This window comes from Nocardia sp. TBRC8007, assembly GCF_056629435.1.
Genome location: NZ_JBWSOR010000023.1, coordinates 19,178 through 36,789, shown reverse-complemented (window position 1 = coordinate 36,789; position 17,612 = coordinate 19,178). Strand labels below are relative to the sequence as shown.

Here is a 17,612-nt window from a genome sequence, read left to right as displayed (position 1 = left end):
TTTCCCGAGTGGGGCAGCCGGCAAAGGGCGCGGGCACTACTTGCGCATGCCAAATCTGCATGGGATTGTGCGACCGACTCGACAGCAGTGTATCGGTGCCGACTTGTCGGGCTATTGAACAGCCACCTTCAGCGTAAACCTCCAATGTTTTGGATGTCAATGGGGTGAGCGGCGCCGACACTTCGTACCGTCAACTCTCCATACCTTCGTAGTGAACCCGCAACCCGCGCAGGTGCGCGCGCATGGCCTCACGCGCACCTGCCTGGTCGCGCACTTCGAGATGTCCGAGGATCTCACGGTGCTCTTGGTCGACGATTTCCCAGGTAGCGCGAGGAGCTTTCGCTCGCGTGAACCGCTCACCGAGGATCCGGAAGACCGGCTCGGTCACGATTTCCAGCAGCGGGTTGTGAGCGGCCCGGATGATCCTCCTATGGAAACCGCTGGTCTCGGTGAATACCTCTGCCGGATTGGGCCGGCTCGACTCGAACAGCGACTCTCTTATCGTGTCGAGCTCCTCGTCGGTACGGGTGAACGCGGCGATTTCGACTGCGGGGATCTCGAAGATCTCACGTACCTGAACCAGATCCGCGACCGACAGATCGGAGCAGTTGACCAGCATTGTCAGTGATGTCTGCAGCGAGCCGCTCACCTCTGCCGCTGTCGGGGTGGCTACGAAGGTTCCGCCGGTAACGCCGCGTTTGATCTCGAGCAAGCCTTGACTGGCCAGCGCACGCAACGCTTCCCGAGCGGTATTGCGGCTGACCCCGTAATGGGTGGACAGTTCGCGTTCGGTCGGGAGCTGATAGCCGGGTGGTAGGTTGCCCGAAGCAATCCGTTGCCGCAGTTCCTCCTCCAGCTCCCGGCCCGCTGTCGCTGGTTTCGGCGGAGTAGGTCGCGGCGAGACGGCCCGATGACACGAGGTCGGGGCGAGCGACTCTGACATGTTGGGAATCCTCTTTCGGTCGTGCGCGGCTGCCTGATCGTTGCCGGATATCAACGTCGCACTGATCAGTAAAACTCCAAGGTTTAACTTACTATATTTGTGCACCTGGAATAGGGGACTGTCTGAACTTCGGCTCTGTCTCACTTTCGGCTCTGTCCCTATTTCGGTGGTGATGCTGCTGTGACGCACTATGTCGTGGTGTGCGTAGTGGATGTGCCTGCTGCTGTGGTGTTTTCGGGGTTGTCACCGCTGGTGGTGGAGGAAGTAGTCGATGAGGGCATGCGGGGTCTGGGTGCGGGCGAGGACGGTCGGTCGTCCGGCTGCGTGTCCGGGTTGCGGTGCCGTGTCTGTGCGGGTTCACGGATATCAGCAGCGGACGGTGGCCGACGTGCCGCTGGATGGCCGCCCGGTGGTGGTGCGGGTGCGGATATGTCGGCTCGTGTGCCCGACGGTGGACTGTCGCGGCACGTTCCGTGAACAGGTGCCCGGTGTGTTGGAGTGGTATCAGCGTCGCACCGCCCGGTTGAACGGATCGGTCCGGTCGGTGGTGCGGGAGTTGGTCGGGCGGGCCGGTGTCCGCTTGCTGAGGGCGCTGTCGGTGGGTTTGTCCAGGCAGACCGCTATCCGGGTGCTGCTTGGGATCCTGCTGCCGCAGCGGTCGGTCCCTGCGGTGACCGGGGTCGACGACTTCGTGTTACGGCGTCGGCACACGTATTCGACGATCGTGATCGACGCCGACACCCACGAACGCGTCGACGCGCTACCCGACCGCAAGGCCGACACCCTCGCCGACTGGCTGCGCGAGCATCTTGGTGTCGAGGTCGTCGCCGCGACGGTGTCGCGCATGCGCTGCTGGTTGGCCTTGAGCCGGGCGTCCAGAGCCCGCACATCGGCGACGAGGTCACGGGCGAGTTCCTTGCGGGCGTGTTCCACCGGTGAGGACGGGCGGACCCGCCGTAACGCATCGGCGGCCTGGTTCGCGGTCAGATCGGTGGATACGCCACCGGGCAGCAACTCTCGCATCACCGCGTGCAGGTCGGTTGACTGTCCGGATGCGCTGCCGGGTCAGATTCGTGCGCCGCTCATCGAGCATTCGCAGCGCGGTGCTCGAGCCCTCGGCCTCGACAGGCACCGCATCGCCGTGCAACGCCGCCACACTGGCCGCCGCGGCCGCGTCGATGTTGTCGTTCTTGCGCCGCTCGCCCCTCGACAATTCCCGGACCCGCGCAGTGGCCGTGGATGGCACGTCGATGACCGTCTCACCGTGGGTGATCAGCCATTGGGCAAGGTGCCGGCCCAGACCCCACGCGTTCTCCACAGCCCAGCGTCTTTCGGGAAATCTTTTCGCCCACAACAGAAGTCGCCGATACTCGGGGAGAGTGGCATCGATCCGGATCGTCTCGAGCGTCTTGTTGGTTGCCTCATTCAGCGCTGCCGCCGTATGAGTGGACTTGTGCGGGTCGACCCCGATCACCACCGTCAACCACGTCTCCTTGTTTCCTCGTCGGATATAGGAAGCCGCGGGTGACATTCCGGCTTTCGGCCTGTGTGTCCCACACCTCTGTTGAGTCAGGCCCGCGGCCGGTGCCGAGCCGGAGCACCAACCCCCGGCGAGCCAGCCCGAACGGGCGGCAGGAACCTCACGAGCCAGCCCCGGCCCGGCACCTGCGGCAGACTACGGCCAGTGATCATCCAGCCCGCCAACCGGTGACATTCACATAAGCCGGAACCTCACTGAGCAATGATCAGGACCTGTGGATGACGGGAAGGAAAGCGCCTTTCCGGATGATCTGATCTATCAGTCCGAAGTCTTGATCATACCTGCCCTACAGCAACGGTCCATGCGAAGGTGTCAATACGAAAACGAAGCTGATCAAACGGCAAATATACGGCCGCGAGGGATTTCCTCTACTCCGGCACCGAATCCTGTTGGGGTAGGCCAGGATTCGTTACCACCGAAAGTGGGACAGGGCCGTTAACTTGACAGACCCCCTCGTGTGGTTCGGCTGGTTCCGCTTACCCTCTCCGCAAAACTGACAGCGGCGCGCATTGTTGTGCGGCTATTACCTCCCAAGTTTTTGCGTACCGCTCGCCTGATGTCTGCAGTAGTAGCATCGGGAGCCCCCAGCAAATCACGACAGGCTCGAGGGTCGATCAGCACGCCGTGCCATGACTGCAAGATCCAGTTCGACGGATCGCCCGTTTCCGCGGGCACGACCGACCAACGGCCAGCGTGGGCGGTGAGGGTAGCGGGCGGAGCTGTCTGCTTGTAGGCGATGATTCTTGACTCTGCCACGCGGACACGATACGACTCGGTGGTATGCGTGGAGGAATTGGCTGCCCGTGTCACCATGGTCAACCGCTGGGTATCGTTTCCGTCGGTCCGCAGCTCGACGGACTCCACATGGGGTAAACGTACCGGCCATTCGTGTCCGTCCCAGATGAAGTCCAGCACCGCTTCCGGTGACGCGCCACGAAATCCGAGGCGATCGGTGAATTCGTAAAATATGCAGCTGCTCTCACCTTCAGTGGCCCTCCGCAAGGCGGACAATTCGCGAGCGCTGTTATCGTCCACGGCGGCATCGACATACTTGAGATCATCAGTACCACTGTCCGCCGACAGCTGGAAGCGGTGCAGAAGTGAGACTTCGCAGCCACCCGCTTCCTCCCGCCCTTGGCGCACCGTCCACGTTCCTGACATCGCCGCCAGAGGTTTCGGCGATTCAATCTGCTCGAAGTGCACGATCTTGGCGACCGGATCCACGCGCCGCACCGAGCGCCAGTTGTGGATATGGTCATGCGCGAGTGCCCAGATACACATGCCCTGATCGTCAGTGCTGTTCTTACTGGCGTCGGCGTCGGCGACATCGACGTGCACGGTCGGGCCGAAAATCACCGGCCACTTGCGTGCGTCGGCTATCAGTGAAAACACATCTTCGGCTGAGGCCGGGCAGGAGATACTGTGCATCCGCTGGTGAGTATTCTCTGTCACTTCGAGTGTCCGTTTGTCGGAGGATGCGTAGATATTGCTTCGGTTCATAATTGCGTTGGTGGGGTGTGCACCCGGGCTCCGTCGAGGGAGCCCTCGACAGGGATCTGGCACCCCAGGCGAGAGGCAGCCCTTCGCGGAGAGGCGGTTTCCTGAAGAAGCTCGTCCTCTACTTCCTGCATGGCCGGGAGCACGTTTGGATCCACTTCGTCCAGATATACATGGCAGGTGCCGCACATCGCGCCTCCACCGCACTGGCCAATGATCTCGGGCACGGCATTGCACACCGCCGCATGCATCAGCGAGTCCCCTTCCGGGGCGTCGACGACGGTCTCAGCGCCCTTCGATGAGACGTAGGTAATTTTCGGCATCAGCTCTCACCTCACCAAGTCACAGGGAGTTCCCACAGCCCGTAGATGACTGCGCCCTCTTTCGAGGGAATCTGGTCGAAAGGTTTTGCCAGCGCGATTTCCGGAAAGCGCTGAAACAGCTTCTTCCATACGATTTCCATTTCTGTTCGAGCGAGATCGGCGCCGATGCAATGGTGCACGCCGTGCCCGAATCCGAGGTGACGGCGCGAGGCCGTCCCGACATCTATGCTGTCGGGAGAGGGGAACAGTTCGGGGTCCCTGTTAGTGGCGAGGCCGAGGCAAAGGATGCCGTCGCCTGCGGGAATGACCACATCACCGATCTCGATGTCCTCCAGAGCGACGCGCGGGATCGCGATATCACCGATGGCTAGCAGCCGCACCAGTTCTTCGACAACGGAGGGAACAGTCTCCGGGTCCGCCAGCATGGCGTTCAGATCGTCGGGGTGCTCGAGTAGATAGGCGGTTCCCAGTGAGATCATGCTCGCTGTCGTTTCGTGTCCGCCGTTCATGAGCAACCGGCACATGTTGACGATGTCGATCGGCGCGTAGCTCTCCCCGCTCGCCCGGTACTGTTCGATGACGCGGCTGATGAGATCATCGCCTGGATCGGCCTCCTTGATTGCAACTAAATTGAAAAGATAGTCGTTCACTTCGACAATGGCTGCCTTGCGCTCAGCTTCAGTACTGTGTCCCCCTAGCAGAGCGGTGCCATGTTTGACGAAGAAGGCATGCTGATCCTGGGGAATACCCAGTAGTTCGCAGATCACTGTCATCGGCACTTCCAGAGAGAAGACGTAGTGCATGTCCACCGGTGGAGTCATCGCGGCCATTTTGTCCAGCGTCTGGTCCACGATCTCCTCGATGCGCGGCTTCAGCAGCCTGATGCGCCGGGCGGTGAAGGTTACAGCGACCTTGTTCCGCACCTTCGAGTGCTCGGGCTCGTCATAGCCGATGAATGAGGTTTCGGTGCGGAACTCCGGGGGCGCATCGAAATAGAACGGGAAGTTGTCGTGTTTGCGAGATGCGCTGACCCGTTTGTCCTTCAGTAGTGCATGCACAGCCGACATGCCGGTGACCGTCCATACTTGCAGCCCGGTTGGGAGCGTCACCTTGCGAATCGGCTCTGACTTGTAGGTCTCGTACTCCCTGGGTTTGTCAAAAGGGCATTGGCGGGGGTACGGGAAGGTTTTTTCAGTACTTGCGACCTCGGGGGTCATTGGAGATCCCTCTTTCTCGGCGCGGATGGTATGCGAAAATGGGCTCAATTCAGGCCGCGATCAGCGAAATAGTGCGATGCCCGGTCCGAATGGTTTCTTCTTCTCCGCGAACCAGGATGTCGCGCACGAGGAAAGGGCTGGACAGATTTGTCTCGCCTTCGCTGTTAGTGCGCGTGACAATGGCATAATAAGATGTCGAAACAGTTCTCTCAGTGAGTTCTTCGATGAGTATCTTGTCGAACCAATGGCAAACGACCAGTCCGTCGAACGTTGGTGCCTTCTCCCGGAGCCGCGCAGCAATCGAATCACTGCCGCGGTCAGAGGTACCGTCGGGATGAACCAGGAGGGCATCGTCGACGAATGTAGAAGCGAACATATCGATTTCACGGTTGTCGAGCCATCGCATCTGTCGTGCATAGAAGTTAAGGACTTCGCCGTACACCACGGCTAACTGTGCGTATCTATCGATTGTTTTTTCCACCGAGATTCTCCGTTCGGCATCGTGTACATGCGCAGCCATCCGGGCTGGTGCTCCAAGTGTCACGGAGTCAGCTCAAGTTCAACTAGAACCGATGCGGAGGAACAGTTGATCAACCGGCCGATGTAGCGGGCTTCGAGCCACTCTCTATGGCAATCGGTTTGATTGTTAATACGAGGTCAGTCGTCGCCGGCTTCCGCACATGAGAGGGTGATCCGGTTGGGTATCGAATATTGGCGAGCTCCGGATGGCGTGCGATACGCTGTCTCGGAGGGGAGCCTGCCCGGTATCTCCGCATTGATAGAGGCGGCGGCGCTGCACGCCGAACGTGCCGACGTCGATGGTGTACCGGCTGCTTCGGTGGTGGAGTTGCTGCGGAAGTCGCCCATTCCTGTTCTGCTGAACGGCGCTTCCCCAAGATATGCTGATCTCACCTCCGCCGTCATGGCACTGTCCGAGGTATGCCCTGCCACGGGATGGCTGGCGTCTGTGCACGCTCACTCGGCCAGAATCCTGGCTTTTCTGGGCCGGGATGTCGAGCAGTCGTTGCTGTCCGGTCACCACTCCGTCCTGGTAGCCGCTGGGTTGCCACCCTTGGGTCAGGCTGTTCGCGATGGGGACGGCTGGTGCTTGTCCGGTCGCTGGACCTATGTCTCCGGGGTGATCGACGCCGACTATGTGCTTCTCAGCGCGATGGTGAGGGAAGACGGCGCCCCACGCTACTTCGTGGTCGCCCGCAGCGATGTCGAGGTGGAGCGGAGCTGGAACTCCCTCGGGCTGCGTGCGACCGGCTCACACACCGCAGTGTTGAGGAGTGTCCGGGTGCAGGATTACCACTCGGTTCCCGTGGCGAAGGCGATGTCCGGTAGCGGACTACAAGAGGGAGACCCTCTTCCGGTAGCTGCCACCGCGGGCCTCACGTTCCTTGCGCCGTTTCTCGGCGCGCTTCGAGGGCTTCTCAAGTGCTATCTCGGAGGGTTGAAAGACCCGAGCACGGACGTGCTGGCGGCGGCAGGAGAAGCGATGGTATCGATATGGCACACCGAGCGAAGTTTGCGGCTGCTGGCGGAGCAATTTGATCTAGGCTATGTCGGTCCAGAAGTTGCCGGCCACGTGGCACTAGTGGCCCGCGATGCAGTCGCCGCGATGCAGCGCAGTAGCCGGTTGCTCGGTACCTCTCCCTTCGGTCAGTCATCCGCAATTCAGCGATTCTTCCGCGATGCCTACACGGCATCCACTCACAAGATGATTTCCGGCGCCGCTACAGGTTTCGCGGCATACGCAGCCGCGGCGCTGTCAGAGGAGGGATAGAAGCATACCTATGGCTATCGAATGGCACGCTACCTCGGACGTACAGGTCGAGGAAGCAGCAATGGATGTCCCGATGGACTACTCTGGCGTGGCACCGGGCACGATCACACTCCGGATGAAACGTCTGCGGGCCGAGAATCCACTGCGGCGCAGAGGGGTTCTCGTCGCAGTCAACGGTGGGCCGGGAGGAAATGACGGTGAGGGAAAGGATATTGTCTACCGGTTTCTGGGCAAACGCATATCCGCAGAGTATGACATCCTAGGCGTAGATCTGCGCGGAATGGGCGACTCCACGCAGATCATCGCCGATGTCGTCACTCCCAAGGTTGCTTTCGATTCACGCCCCGGTGATGAGTTGTTCGAAGCGATCGCCATCGATGCAAGCGACCGGGAATCAGCGCTGGCAGGCCGGGGCGGTGAGTTGCGCAAGCACATCACCACCCGCAACACGGCACGTGATCTAGACATGATCAGGCAAGGAATGCAAGAAGATGCCCTGCACTTCATTGGTTGGGCGTACGGAAGCCTGGTCGCTGCCGTCTATGGGGAGATGTTTCCGGGTGAGTGTGGGAAGACAGTCCTCGACTCCAGCGTGAACCTGTGCTGGGACTGGGAGCAACGGTTCATGAGTGGGATCATCTCTCTCGACTGGAACCGCGGTCAGTGGGCCGAATGGGTGCTGGCGACCGGACCTGGCAACTGGATGGGTTGCTCGACCATCGGTGACATCGACCAGTATCTGCACGCATTGGCCCACGGAATTGCCGGGCTCGGCGACGGCGCGCGGCATCTGCGGACACTGTTCGACGGTGCGGTGGGACGCATGACAGCGGATCGGAGCAAGTGGGTGGATCTGCAGCAGCTGGCGTCCACGGTTGGCAACGCTGTAGCAAGCAGTGATCTCGCAGCCGTGGCGGAGGCTGTCTCGACCCAGACCATCTGGCGGCCACAGGATCGTGAAGGATCGACCCGGATCGCCGTTCTCGATGCAGCCACGTGCGAATCGGTCTGGACGCGGGATCTCGATGTGTATTACGAGCGTATGCGCGACACCCGTAGTTCCTCACCGTTCGGCTTTGGGGTCATGCGTGTCCAGCCGTGGGTCGGGACGTTCGTCTCCTACGAGCGTCCGGAACTTCCTACGATGTTCCACGAGCGGCGGTACTCCCAAGGCATCATCGTTCAGTCCGAGGGAGATGTCTTCAGCCCGTTGGCGGGAGCTCGCGAAACCGCCGCGCTCCTGGACGACCGGATGATCGTGCTGGCCGGATCCGCGGCTCATGAGGTCACCTATCTCGGCGGAATCGGAGAAGTCGACCTCATGGTGGATGACTATCTGCTGCGTGACTCCATACCAAGGGAAGACGTGGTCATTGCAGCCCACGAGACAGCCACGGAGACAACTCGTTCGGGACGATGGTAGGTGACCGGACGGGAGGACTATGACCTGATGACCAAGTCACAACGGCGCACGTTGACCATGGAGCAGTGGAACCGGACCCTTTTGCACAGGCAGCATCTGCTCGAACCTTCACCGCTTCCCGTGGTCGATTTAGTAGCAGATCTCCTGGCGATCCAGTGCCAGGATCCGCAGGCCGCGTTCTTCGCTCTATGGTGTCGCAGTATGTCCTTCGATCCGAGAGCCCTCGACGCGTGTATGAACGATGGATCGGTTCTGCGGATGGCGCTGTTTCGAAGCACCATCATGGCGGTGGCCGCCGCCGATGCGGTCTCTTTCCGCGCCACCTCTCAGAAGGCCATGGACACCGAGGCCGAAAAGATACTTCGCCCTCGGTTCAACAAAGCAGTCAGTATCGACGAGGTCCGCCTCGTGGCATCACGGCTATTGGCCGAGACGGATCTGCCGGCGAAGGAACTTGGCCAGCGGCTGAGTGAACGGTGGCCGGGGGAAAACCCGGCGACGCTCGTATCCATCGCGCGGTGCTCCATCCCGATGGCACAGATTCCCCCACGGGGAACATGGAAAGCCTCGGCGCCTATCACCTACCGGATGCTGGCCAGTAGCACCGTAACCGGCAGCGATCCATTGTTCGATGTCGCCGTGCGGTATCTGCGCAGCTTCGGGCCGTCCACGTTGATGGGCATCCAGACCTGGATGGGAGTCACAGGGCTGAAGAAATACCTCGCTACCGCCGTTGGGCGTGGGGAGCTGATCACTCTCGTTGGCCCAGCGGGCGAGACACTCTACGATCTCGCCGACGCGATCGTCGTCGACGGTGCCACTCCAGCCCCGCCGCGCCTCATCGCACCGTTCGATCATGTTGTGGTCTCGAATGCCGACAGAGTCCGGGTGGTAGATCCCGCTGTCTACAAGGCCTTCGCGCCCCGCAACGGCGTCTTTCCGGGCTTCGTTATTGCTGACGGACGCGTAACCGGTACTTGGAAGCTCGTGCAGGAATCAGGCGGCCGTCGGTCGGTCCGGATCCGGCACCTAGTCGATGTGCGGCAGAAAACACGACGCGCTATTGAGTCGGAGAGAGAAAAACTCGAAGCTTTCAGCAACCTCGCGGCATCGTAGGGTCGTGCTCAGGCGAAGCATGTAGGCGGACCGCCATTGATTTCAATCATGCGCTTGAACGAGCCTGCTATGTCGATAGGGCATCCCAGGGCTCCACCCTCGGCCTCGGCGTAGACGCGATCAATGTTGCTCACCAGCCGCTCGGAGTCCGCCAGACAGCGATCGTACTGCGCCCGCTGGCTCGTGGCCAGAGCGGTGGATTCGATGCCGATGCGGTAGCCGTCGGTGGCCAGGATGTGTACCCACTCCAAATAGCGAAGGTTTTCGTCGATCAGCTCGGCGCCGCCGACAGGACCGTGACCGGGAACGACAACCTGCGGCCGCAACGCTTTCAACCGCAGTAGTGCGGCAATTGACCCCGTGACCGAACCCATCAGGCAGTACGGCGTGGAGCCGGACATCACCAGATCCCCTGCGAACAGGATCCGCTCTTCCGGAAGCCAGGCCACGATGTCGTTGGTCGTGTGAGCCGGTCCGAAATGGCGCAGTTCGACGACGCGATCATCGACGAACAAGTCCATCGAGCCGTCGAATGTGATCGTCGGTGGCACGAGTTCGATGTCGTCGCCCCAGCAGACCCCGGGAAAGAGCTGTTTTAAGGCGAGACCTGCTGCTTTGATCTCTTTCTGGGCATTGGCGTGCGCGATTACTGCGGCCCTGCGGGTGAAGAAGCAGTGCCCGAAATGGTGATCGCCGTGGTGGTGTGTGGTGACAATCGTGACAGGTGCACTGCCGCAGTTGGTTTCGACAGCCCGGCGTAGCCCCAGGGCTCGTGATTGTGTGGCAACTGTATCGATGATGATGGTTGTGTCCCTGCCCCGGATGAAGCCGGAGTTGTTCACGCACCATCCGCCCGGAGGTTGATAGAAGCTGAAGATGCCGGATGCGATCTCATCGACGATGCCGAACGCAGACACATCGGAAGGTGTAGCAGTCATAGCAGGTCTCACGTTTTGCTGAAACTGGAAGGGAGGTGTCAGTAGCGACCGAGGCCGCCGCATACGTTCATAGCCTGGCAGGTGATGGAATCGGCCGTGCTGCCTGACAGATAGACCACCATTTCTGCCACCTCGTCGGCCGTTGTGTACCGTCCTATCGGAATCCTGGATTCGAATTCTTTCTTCACTTCGTCCTCAGACCGGTCGAAGTGCAGTGCATGCCCGGCACGTACCCGCTCGGCCAAGGGAGTCTCGACGAAACCGGGGCACACCGCGTTGACGGTCACCCCGGTGGCTGCCAGTTCGAGCCCGAGAGCTTTGGTGAACCCGATTACACCGTTCTTCGAGGCCGAATATGCCGTCGCGAGTGCGACACCCTGCTTTCCTCCGGTCGATGCGATGTTGATGATCCGCCCCCATCCTTGCTCCAGCATCCTACCTTTCCGAAGAACGGACCGGGTGACACGGAAGGTGCTGTTGAGATTCGTTTCTATGATGTTGTCCCACAGTTCGTCGGACATTGAGGTCACTGGGCCGCCGCCGCCGCGGCCGGCATTGTTGACCAAGATATCGATGTGCCCGAACGTCTCGACGCATTCGGTGACAGCCTTCTCGATATCGCCGGGGAGGGTTACATCTCCTGTCGTGCCAGCTACATTCACCGCGCCGAGAGACTTCAACCGCGCCACGGTGTCATCGACCGAACCCTCGGTGCGCGCCATCACGAATACCCCGGCACCGCTTGTCGACAAGGAAAGGGCACATGCGTGTCCGATTCCGCTGGTTCCACCGGTAATGAATGCAACACGATTGTTCATCTCTGTTCCCTCCGGACTTGTACGGGCTGCAGACACAGCCTGAACGACTCCCCTAGTCGAACAGTCCAGTGAAGCTATAGAGACGCCATTCAGCGGCGTAAGCGATCCTTGAGCCTCTGCCAGGAGGATGATCACCGTGACCGAGAAATTCGACGATGTGTCGACACCTGACGTTCGCAAGTCTGTGGTAGTCGAATCGGATATCGAATCCGTCTTCGATTACTTCGTCGAGAGACCACTCGATTGGTGGCCACCATCACATGTCCTGGTACGTGGTTCGAGAACCAAATTGACCTTCGGGCGCGCCATCGGCGAACCGTATGAGGAGCAAGACAAGGATGGAGGACGGGAGGTGTGGGGGTACATCACTGAATTCAGTCGTCCTCGCTCACTGAAAATGACTTGGCAGATAGACGGGCGCTGGCAGCCGATCATCGACGACGATCTTGCCAGTCGCATCCATGTATCGTTCGTATCGCTCTCACCCACCAGAACAGAAGTCACCCTGGCCCATGTTGAACTTCACCGGCACGGTGCGGATGCCTTTGCCATCTGGACTGCACTGCAGGGTCCGAGCCCTGGTGAGACGCTGCAGCGCTTTGCTGACTTCGTCCACAGTCAGAACCCCGTTCATCAGACGGGTGCTGAGAGGCAAGGTGCGTGATATGCGCCAGGCAGTCATTACGGGAATGGGAGTTATCGCCCCCAGGTCCAATTCGATCGCGGAATACTGGACTGCGCTGACCTCGGGCAAGTCAGCATCAGGTCTCGTCAGGGCATTCGATGCCAGGGAATTCGACTCCCAGATCGCCGCCGAATGTGATTTCGACCCGAGGGCATTCTCGCTTGGCCCACGGGAGCAACGGCTCGACCGGGCTACGCAGTTTGCTATTGCAGCTCTTGGGCAGGCCCTCTCTGACTCAGGCGTAGAACTCGACGCAATCCGGCCCGATCGCCTTGCGGTCCAGCTGGGGTGCGCAGTAGGGCTGACTACCAGCCTGGAGCGGGAATACAGTGTGATGAGCGACAGTGGCGTACTTTGGGAAGTAGACCACGAATACGCAGTTCCGAAACTGTACGACCATTTCGTACCAAGTTCTCTTGTTACCGAAATTGCTACCCGGGTAGGAGCATCCGGATCCTGTGCCATGGTGTCCACTGGCTGCACTTCCGGGATCGATGCAATTGGACACGCCGCTGACGTGATCCGTGCCGGAAGTGCCGATGTGGTCATAGCAGGAGGTGCCGAGGCGCCGATATCCCCGATCACCTACGCGTGCTTCGACGCTATTCACGCGACCAGCACGCGAAATCATGAGGCGGACAGCGCCTGCCGTCCCTTCTCTGCTGACCGGGACGGCCTCGTGCTGGGCGAGGGCTCTGCGGTGCTCGTCGTCGAAGAACTGGAATACGCGAAGAACAGGGGCGCGCCAATTCATGCGCGGGTCGGCGGTTACGCGTCACGGTGTAACGCACACCATATGACGGGCTTGACATCACACGGTAGCGAGATGGCCGAGTCCATTCGGGCAGCCATGTCGCAGTCCAGTCTGAGTGCCGAGGCCATCGATTACGTCAATGCCCACGGATCGGGTACCAGAATGAACGACATACACGAAACTAGCGCCGTGAAAGCTGCGCTTGGTCAGCATGCGTATGACGCTCCGATGAGTTCCATCAAGTCGGTGATCGGCCATTCGCTCGGCGCCATCGGGGCTCTCGAGATCGTGGCCTGCATACTCGCGATGAAGAACAATGTCGTCCCGCCCACAGTCAACTTCACTGAACCGGATCCGGAATGCGACCTGGACTACGTACCCAATGCTGCGCGCGAGACTCGCGTCGACGCGATCCTCACCATAGGGAGTGGATTCGGCGGATTCCAGAGCGCACTGACATTGGAGACGATGTGACCCGGTATGCAGTTCTCATAGGAGCGGGCATCGTCGCGCCATCCGGAATCGGCATCGCAGCGCACTGGGATTCGATCATCTTGGGCATCAACCATATTGGAACGGTACCGGCTGAGCGTTTCGACGCTGGGAAGTATCCCGTTACACTCGGGGCCACCGTACCGGACGATTTCTGTGCGGCCGACTATCTCACTGGCCGAATTCGAAAGCAGACCGACAAATCCACTCAGTATGCGCTCATCGCATCGGACCAGGCGATGGCTTCCTCTTGTATCGAGGTGGATCCCGGCGGTGACTACTCGATGGGTGTTGCGACGGCATCGACCGGAGGAGCGGTCGAATTCGGGCAACGCGAGCTGCAGAAGCTCTGGGCCAAAGGCAAGGACTACGTTAGTGCCTACCAGTCCTACGCATGGTTCTACGCCGTGAATACCGGGCAGATCTCTATCCGTCACAGGCTGAAAGGTCCCAGCTGCGTCGTCGTCGCTGACCATGCGGGTGGATTGGACGTCTTTGGCAAAGCCCGTTCCTTGCTGGCATCTGGTTGCTCGGCGGTTCTCGTCGGCGGCGTGGACGGCCCCATCTGTCCGTGGGCATGGTCGCCCAATATCGCAACTGGCCGTTTGTCGGCGTCCCAAGATCCTGGCAGTGCCTACCTCCCGTTCTCTCCGGACGCTTCTGGCGCGATTCTCGGTGAAGGTGGGGCCATCCTGGTCGCTGAGGACGTCGAATCGTGGCGGCGCAGGGGAGGACCTGCGCCACTGGCTTTGCTCGCCGGAACCGCATCCGGCTTCGGGCCGACACCCGAGAGCCGCAGCAGTGGTGCAGCTCTCGCCGCGACCATCATGCGTGCAGTTGATGATGCGGGGATCTCACCCAAGGAGATCGATGTGGTGATCGCTGATGCTGCCGGGCACCTCGACGAGGATGCCAGCGAAGCTGCGGCCATCAGGCAGGTCTTCGGCACGCAAGGTGTCGCCGTGACCGCGCCGAAAGCAGGGTTTGGCCGCCTTCTCGCAGGCGCAGGCGCGGTCGACGTCCTGACAGCATGCCTGATCATCCAGCGCGGCATTATACCTGCGACGCCCAATGTCATCAACCATCTTCCAGGGCTCGACCTGGTTACTTCCGCCCCTCGGGTGGCCGAGGTGCACAACGCCCTCGTGATCTCGAGAGGAGTCGGGGGCTATTGCTCCGCAGTGGTGATCACCGCATCCGATATTATCCAGGAGAACCAATGACTAGCGAATTGACCGAAGCCGAATTCCTCGATTTCCTCATCCGCAGTGCGGGTGAGGATGAGGAAATACCACTGAGCACGGCGAATCTGGACGATACGTTCGAAGACGTCGGCCTTGACTCATTGGCGATCATGGAGTGCATTTCGTTGATGAAGCGTGAGCGTGGAATCATCCTCAGTGCGGATGTGGTCAACGAGGTCGAGACGCCACGACATTTGTTGACGGTCGCCAACGGCTTCCTAAATCAGATCACAGCCTGAGCGCGGATAGACCATGGGGATCTTGTATCTGTTACCAGGGCAGGGTTCGCAGTATCAGGGGATGGGTTCCGAGCTATACCGAGAAAGTGTCGAGTTCGCCGCAGGTGTCGATGAGGTGCTTGCCGGATTCAATGCTCTGACAGGCATCTTTTCGGCCGAGCATCGGGGACTAGCGAGTGGAAGCGGCCTAGTAGATGTCACCACGTCGCAGCCTCTGCTGCTGGCTGTGCAGTACGGGCTTTATCGTCTGTTGCACAGTTGGGGTATCCGCCCGGCTGCCGTTCTCGGCCACAGCGCGGGCGAACTCGTCGCAGCGGTCATCGCGGAGGTGATTTCCCTCGACGAGGCGCTGCTGATATTGGAAGCACGCATATCCCACGCCCTCGGATGTCCCGCCGGCGGGATGCTCGCCGCAGGAGCCAAGGCTGGTGATCTAGCAGCCCTGCTCCCTGAGGGATCCGAAATCGCCGCTTTTAATGCACCCAGTCAGACGATGATCTCCGGGTGTACCCGGGAACTCGCTGCAACCGAGCGGATACTGCACGGTTACGAGATCCCGTTCGTGCGCTTGGCAAGCACCAGGCCGTTTCATCACTCGGTGATGGGCGATCGGAACGGCAGGCTACAGCGCAATGCTGAGAAGATGCGGTTCAGGCAGGCGGCGATCGGATTTTACTCCGGCTATGACGGATGTAAGCCGAATGCGGAATCCTACCGCGATCCCCGATACTGGGCGGACCATCTTGCAAAGCCTGTGATGTTCTGGAACGCAGTTCGGGAGGCGGTGGCGGAACCGGAAATCGATTGCATCGTCGAAATCGGTCCTGGTACAACGTTATCCGTGATTGCACGTCGCGCGAGTTATAGAGCTTATGGCAGCCCAGCAGACTCGCTGATCCTGCCGACTTTGCGGCAGGGCGCGGAGAGCCTTACCGACCTGGAGAGCATTCGTGACCGGATCTATCACAGGTCGCCGGACTCGCGCTTATCGTGAGCCATGTACCTCCTCTGTATGAGGTGATTCCAGTTGTAGGGACTGACCCGCTCCCCGTGAATGCGACCGGCTGATCTGGCCTCCGCTCAGGAGGCCGCGGTTACCAGAGTTGAGGCAGACTGACCCGCAGGAGGTACGGCAATGACAGAACGCGTCACCACCGAGGGGCTGATCGTGCATGCCGATCACGGACCACAGTTCACCTCGTGGTCGTTCGGTGAGAATCTCCGCCGGCACCGGCTTCTGCCCTCGTTCGGGACTGTCGGTGATTGCTTCGATAATGCGGCGATGGAGTCATTCTGGGGGCGGATGCAAACCGAACTTCTCAACACCAGGAAATGGTCGACAACCCTCGAGTTGACGATCGCGATGGCCGACTGGATCGACAACTTCTACAACGCCGAACGCCGCCACTCCTACCTCGGCCACCTCAGCCCCACCGAGTATGAGACCCTGTGGCTCGATACCAAACCAACTCCTCAACTCTCGTAAGAGCGGACCGACCAGCGGGGGCCAGATCACCTAGAAAATGCGTATCACCGCCGGCACCGAAATACCAGGCATAGCTTGTTCAGATGTTCACGGCCACACGGGTTGCAAGATGTCGGAGGCCTTCCGCAGTCGCGCTGTCGGTTTCGACGGTGTACGCCACCGAATCCGGGATCCAGCTCAGTCGGATCATTAGGTCCTGGAGGTTGTCCGCCATGATGGGCCAGCGGGTGGTCACGTGGTCCACCGCGTGGCTTCCCTGTGCCCATCCCTTTGCATAGTCGACCCACTCCCGCAGGCCGACCTCAAGCACGATCTCCGCCTTGTACCTACAGCTGATACGCAAAAAAGATTGCCGGAAGAATTCCGCCGGTGAGTCCGCCGGAAAATCGCGCTGCCGGAAGAATTCACCTGTTGTCCGGACACCGGTCATTCTGTCGACGCGGAATGTACGCCAGTCCCCTTTGTGACGGTCCCAGCAGACAGCGAACCATACATGTTCCGAATGCACCAGCGCGACCGGTTCGACGCTGCGCTCCTCGACTTGCCGTTCGGGCTTCGTGTAGTAGAACCTCATCACCTCACGATCCCGGCAGGCCAACGCTAGAGCACCAATATCGGCCGGGGTTGGAGTGGCACTGCCGGAAGAAAGTGGCGTCACGTGCTCGGCTACAGCCGATACCCTAGCCCGCAGCCGTGCAGGCAATATCTGCTCCAGTTTGGCGATCGCCGTGGTGGTGGTGGCCTGCCCAGCGGCGATCCCTTGCACCGCCGCTACCCGGAGGCTCACGGCAATTGCGACGGCCTCCGCGTCGTTGAAGACGAGGGGCGGCACCGAACTGCCCGCGACCAGACGGTAACCACCGTACCGACCTTTGACCGCCTCGACCTGGTAGCCCATTTGACGAATGCGCTCCACGTAGCGGCGAAGAGTCCGCGTCGTCATGTTGAGATGCTGCGCCAGCTCAGGTCCGGCCCATTGTCTATGTGTCTGCAACAGGCCGAGTAGCTCGAGTACCAGCTCACTTGTTGTCTTGACCGACATTCCACTACACTCCCTAGTAGGGCACTAAGTGTCCTACTAGGGAGTGTAGCAAATACGGGGCATAGC

General features: G+C 60.4%; 18 protein-coding genes and 2 pseudogenes. 11 read left to right on the top strand and 9 right to left on the bottom strand.

The genetic code is table 11. The features are described 5' to 3' along the window. Positions 1-190: 190 nt before the first annotated feature. Positions 191-943, bottom strand: a complete 753-nt coding sequence (locus tag ACX4ZE_RS16475; RefSeq protein WP_480274319.1) for a FadR/GntR family transcriptional regulator — start codon at positions 941-943, stop codon at positions 191-193. Between the two features lie 195 nt (positions 944-1,138). On the opposite strand from ACX4ZE_RS16475, the pseudogene ACX4ZE_RS16470 reads away from it, so the two are divergent. Next, positions 1,139-1,769 (top strand): annotated as a pseudogene (locus ACX4ZE_RS16470) (transposase family protein); the annotation flags it as partial. A gap of 75 nt (positions 1,770-1,844) precedes the next feature. Here the strand turns inward: ACX4ZE_RS16470 and ACX4ZE_RS16465 are convergent. Then, positions 1,845-2,420, bottom strand: coding sequence for an IS110 family transposase (locus ACX4ZE_RS16465; protein ID WP_480274348.1), 576 nt, complete (start codon positions 2,418-2,420; stop codon positions 1,845-1,847). 344 nt (positions 2,421-2,764) lie between these two features. Here ACX4ZE_RS16465 and ACX4ZE_RS16460 point away from each other — a divergent pair. After that, a pseudogene (locus ACX4ZE_RS16460) lies at positions 2,765-2,881 on the top strand (transposase); the annotation flags it as partial. A gap of 37 nt (positions 2,882-2,918) precedes the next feature. Here ACX4ZE_RS16460 and ACX4ZE_RS16455 read toward each other — a convergent pair. The 4 genes from ACX4ZE_RS16455 to ACX4ZE_RS16440 all read right to left on the bottom strand — a co-directional run bounded on the left by ACX4ZE_RS16455 (position 2,919) and on the right by ACX4ZE_RS16440 (position 6,001). After that, positions 2,919-3,911, bottom strand: a complete 993-nt coding sequence (locus ACX4ZE_RS16455) for an aromatase/cyclase (protein WP_480274347.1) — start codon at positions 3,909-3,911, stop codon at positions 2,919-2,921. A 68-nt stretch (positions 3,912-3,979) separates the two neighbouring features. Then, the gene (locus tag ACX4ZE_RS16450; RefSeq protein WP_480274318.1) at positions 3,980-4,303 is read right to left on the bottom strand and encodes a 2Fe-2S iron-sulfur cluster-binding protein; all 324 of its coding nucleotides are present in this window, start codon (positions 4,301-4,303) and stop codon (positions 3,980-3,982) included. A gap of 11 nt (positions 4,304-4,314) precedes the next feature. Beyond that, complete coding sequence (locus tag ACX4ZE_RS16445) at positions 4,315-5,520, bottom strand: cytochrome P450 (RefSeq protein WP_480274317.1); 1,206 nt, start codon at positions 5,518-5,520, stop codon at positions 4,315-4,317. A gap of 49 nt (positions 5,521-5,569) precedes the next feature. Next, entirely contained in the window at positions 5,570-6,001 is a 432-nt protein-coding gene (locus ACX4ZE_RS16440; protein WP_480274316.1) for a nuclear transport factor 2 family protein, read from the bottom strand. Between the two features lie 216 nt (positions 6,002-6,217). Here ACX4ZE_RS16440 and ACX4ZE_RS16435 point away from each other — a divergent pair, with 216 nt between their 5' ends. Genes ACX4ZE_RS16435 through ACX4ZE_RS16425 form a run of 3 tightly spaced genes read left to right on the top strand, consistent with a single transcriptional unit; the run spans position 6,218 to position 9,848 of the window. Then, complete coding sequence (locus tag ACX4ZE_RS16435) at positions 6,218-7,309, top strand: acyl-CoA dehydrogenase family protein (RefSeq protein WP_480274315.1); 1,092 nt, start codon at positions 6,218-6,220, stop codon at positions 7,307-7,309. Positions 7,310-7,319: 10 nt separating this feature from the next. Continuing rightward, positions 7,320-8,732 (top strand): alpha/beta fold hydrolase, encoded by a 1,413-nt coding sequence (locus ACX4ZE_RS16430; protein WP_480274314.1) that lies wholly within the window; start codon positions 7,320-7,322, stop codon positions 8,730-8,732. Beyond that, positions 8,733-9,848: a winged helix DNA-binding domain-containing protein gene (locus tag ACX4ZE_RS16425; protein ID WP_480274313.1), complete on the top strand. Its 1,116-nt coding sequence runs from the start codon at positions 8,733-8,735 to the stop codon at positions 9,846-9,848. Positions 9,849-9,856: 8 nt separating this feature from the next. Here the strand turns inward: ACX4ZE_RS16425 and ACX4ZE_RS16420 are convergent, their stop codons facing one another. Further along, on the bottom strand, positions 9,857-10,765 hold the full coding sequence (locus ACX4ZE_RS16420; protein ID WP_480274312.1) for an MBL fold metallo-hydrolase: 909 nt from the start codon (positions 10,763-10,765) through the stop codon (positions 9,857-9,859). A 59-nt stretch (positions 10,766-10,824) separates the two neighbouring features. Then, positions 10,825-11,604 carry an SDR family NAD(P)-dependent oxidoreductase gene (locus ACX4ZE_RS16415; RefSeq protein WP_480274311.1) on the bottom strand — a complete coding sequence of 260 codons (780 nt, stop codon included), beginning with the start codon at positions 11,602-11,604 and terminating at the stop codon, positions 10,825-10,827. Between the two features lie 136 nt (positions 11,605-11,740). Here ACX4ZE_RS16415 and ACX4ZE_RS16410 point away from each other — a divergent pair, with 136 nt between their 5' ends. The 6 genes from ACX4ZE_RS16410 to ACX4ZE_RS16385 all read left to right on the top strand — a co-directional run bounded on the left by ACX4ZE_RS16410 (position 11,741) and on the right by ACX4ZE_RS16385 (position 16,504). Beyond that, the gene (locus ACX4ZE_RS16410; RefSeq protein WP_480274310.1) at positions 11,741-12,268 is read left to right on the top strand and encodes an SRPBCC domain-containing protein; all 528 of its coding nucleotides are present in this window, start codon (positions 11,741-11,743) and stop codon (positions 12,266-12,268) included. A 1-nt stretch (position 12,269) separates the two neighbouring features. Then, positions 12,270-13,517, top strand: a complete 1,248-nt coding sequence (locus ACX4ZE_RS16405; RefSeq protein ID WP_480274309.1) for a beta-ketoacyl-[acyl-carrier-protein] synthase family protein — start codon at positions 12,270-12,272, stop codon at positions 13,515-13,517. Beyond that, entirely contained in the window at positions 13,514-14,758 is a 1,245-nt protein-coding gene (locus ACX4ZE_RS16400; RefSeq protein ID WP_480274308.1) for a beta-ketoacyl synthase N-terminal-like domain-containing protein, read from the top strand. Before ACX4ZE_RS16405 ends, ACX4ZE_RS16400 begins: the two co-directional genes overlap by 4 nt. After that, complete coding sequence (locus ACX4ZE_RS16395) at positions 14,755-15,018, top strand: acyl carrier protein (RefSeq protein ID WP_480274307.1); 264 nt, start codon at positions 14,755-14,757, stop codon at positions 15,016-15,018. Before ACX4ZE_RS16400 ends, ACX4ZE_RS16395 begins: the two co-directional genes overlap by 4 nt. Positions 15,019-15,031: 13 nt before the next feature. After that, on the top strand, positions 15,032-16,012 hold the full coding sequence (locus ACX4ZE_RS16390; RefSeq protein WP_480274306.1) for an acyltransferase domain-containing protein: 981 nt from the start codon (positions 15,032-15,034) through the stop codon (positions 16,010-16,012). Between the two features lie 141 nt (positions 16,013-16,153). Further along, a complete protein-coding gene (locus tag ACX4ZE_RS16385; protein WP_480274305.1) occupies positions 16,154-16,504 on the top strand; it encodes a transposase in 351 nt (116 codons plus the stop codon). Positions 16,505-16,583: 79 nt separating this feature from the next. Here ACX4ZE_RS16385 and ACX4ZE_RS16380 read toward each other — a convergent pair whose 3' ends face one another. Further along, on the bottom strand, positions 16,584-17,546 hold the full coding sequence (locus tag ACX4ZE_RS16380) for a helix-turn-helix transcriptional regulator (protein WP_480274304.1): 963 nt from the start codon (positions 17,544-17,546) through the stop codon (positions 16,584-16,586). Positions 17,547-17,612: the final 66 nt, after the last annotated feature.

Coding starts and splice junctions, on each gene's coding strand:
- ACX4ZE_RS16430 (WP_480274314.1), top strand. CDS start 7,320: ATGGCTATCGAATGGCACGCTACCTCGGACGTACAGGTCGAGGAAGCA.
- ACX4ZE_RS16405 (WP_480274309.1), top strand. CDS start 12,270: ATGCGCCAGGCAGTCATTACGGGAATGGGAGTTATCGCCCCCAGGTCC.
- ACX4ZE_RS16395 (WP_480274307.1), top strand. CDS start 14,755: ATGACTAGCGAATTGACCGAAGCCGAATTCCTCGATTTCCTCATCCGC.
- ACX4ZE_RS16455 (WP_480274347.1), bottom strand. CDS start 3,911: ATGCACAGTATCTCCTGCCCGGCCTCAGCCGAAGATGTGTTTTCACTG.
- ACX4ZE_RS16415 (WP_480274311.1), bottom strand. CDS start 11,604: ATGAACAATCGTGTTGCATTCATTACCGGTGGAACCAGCGGAATCGGA.
- ACX4ZE_RS16475 (WP_480274319.1), bottom strand. CDS start 943: ATGTCAGAGTCGCTCGCCCCGACCTCGTGTCATCGGGCCGTCTCGCCG.
- ACX4ZE_RS16445 (WP_480274317.1), bottom strand. CDS start 5,520: ATGACCCCCGAGGTCGCAAGTACTGAAAAAACCTTCCCGTACCCCCGC.
- ACX4ZE_RS16390 (WP_480274306.1), top strand. CDS start 15,032: ATGGGGATCTTGTATCTGTTACCAGGGCAGGGTTCGCAGTATCAGGGG.
- ACX4ZE_RS16385 (WP_480274305.1), top strand. CDS start 16,154: ATGACAGAACGCGTCACCACCGAGGGGCTGATCGTGCATGCCGATCAC.
- ACX4ZE_RS16380 (WP_480274304.1), bottom strand. CDS start 17,546: ATGTCGGTCAAGACAACAAGTGAGCTGGTACTCGAGCTACTCGGCCTG.
- ACX4ZE_RS16450 (WP_480274318.1), bottom strand. CDS start 4,303: ATGCCGAAAATTACCTACGTCTCATCGAAGGGCGCTGAGACCGTCGTC.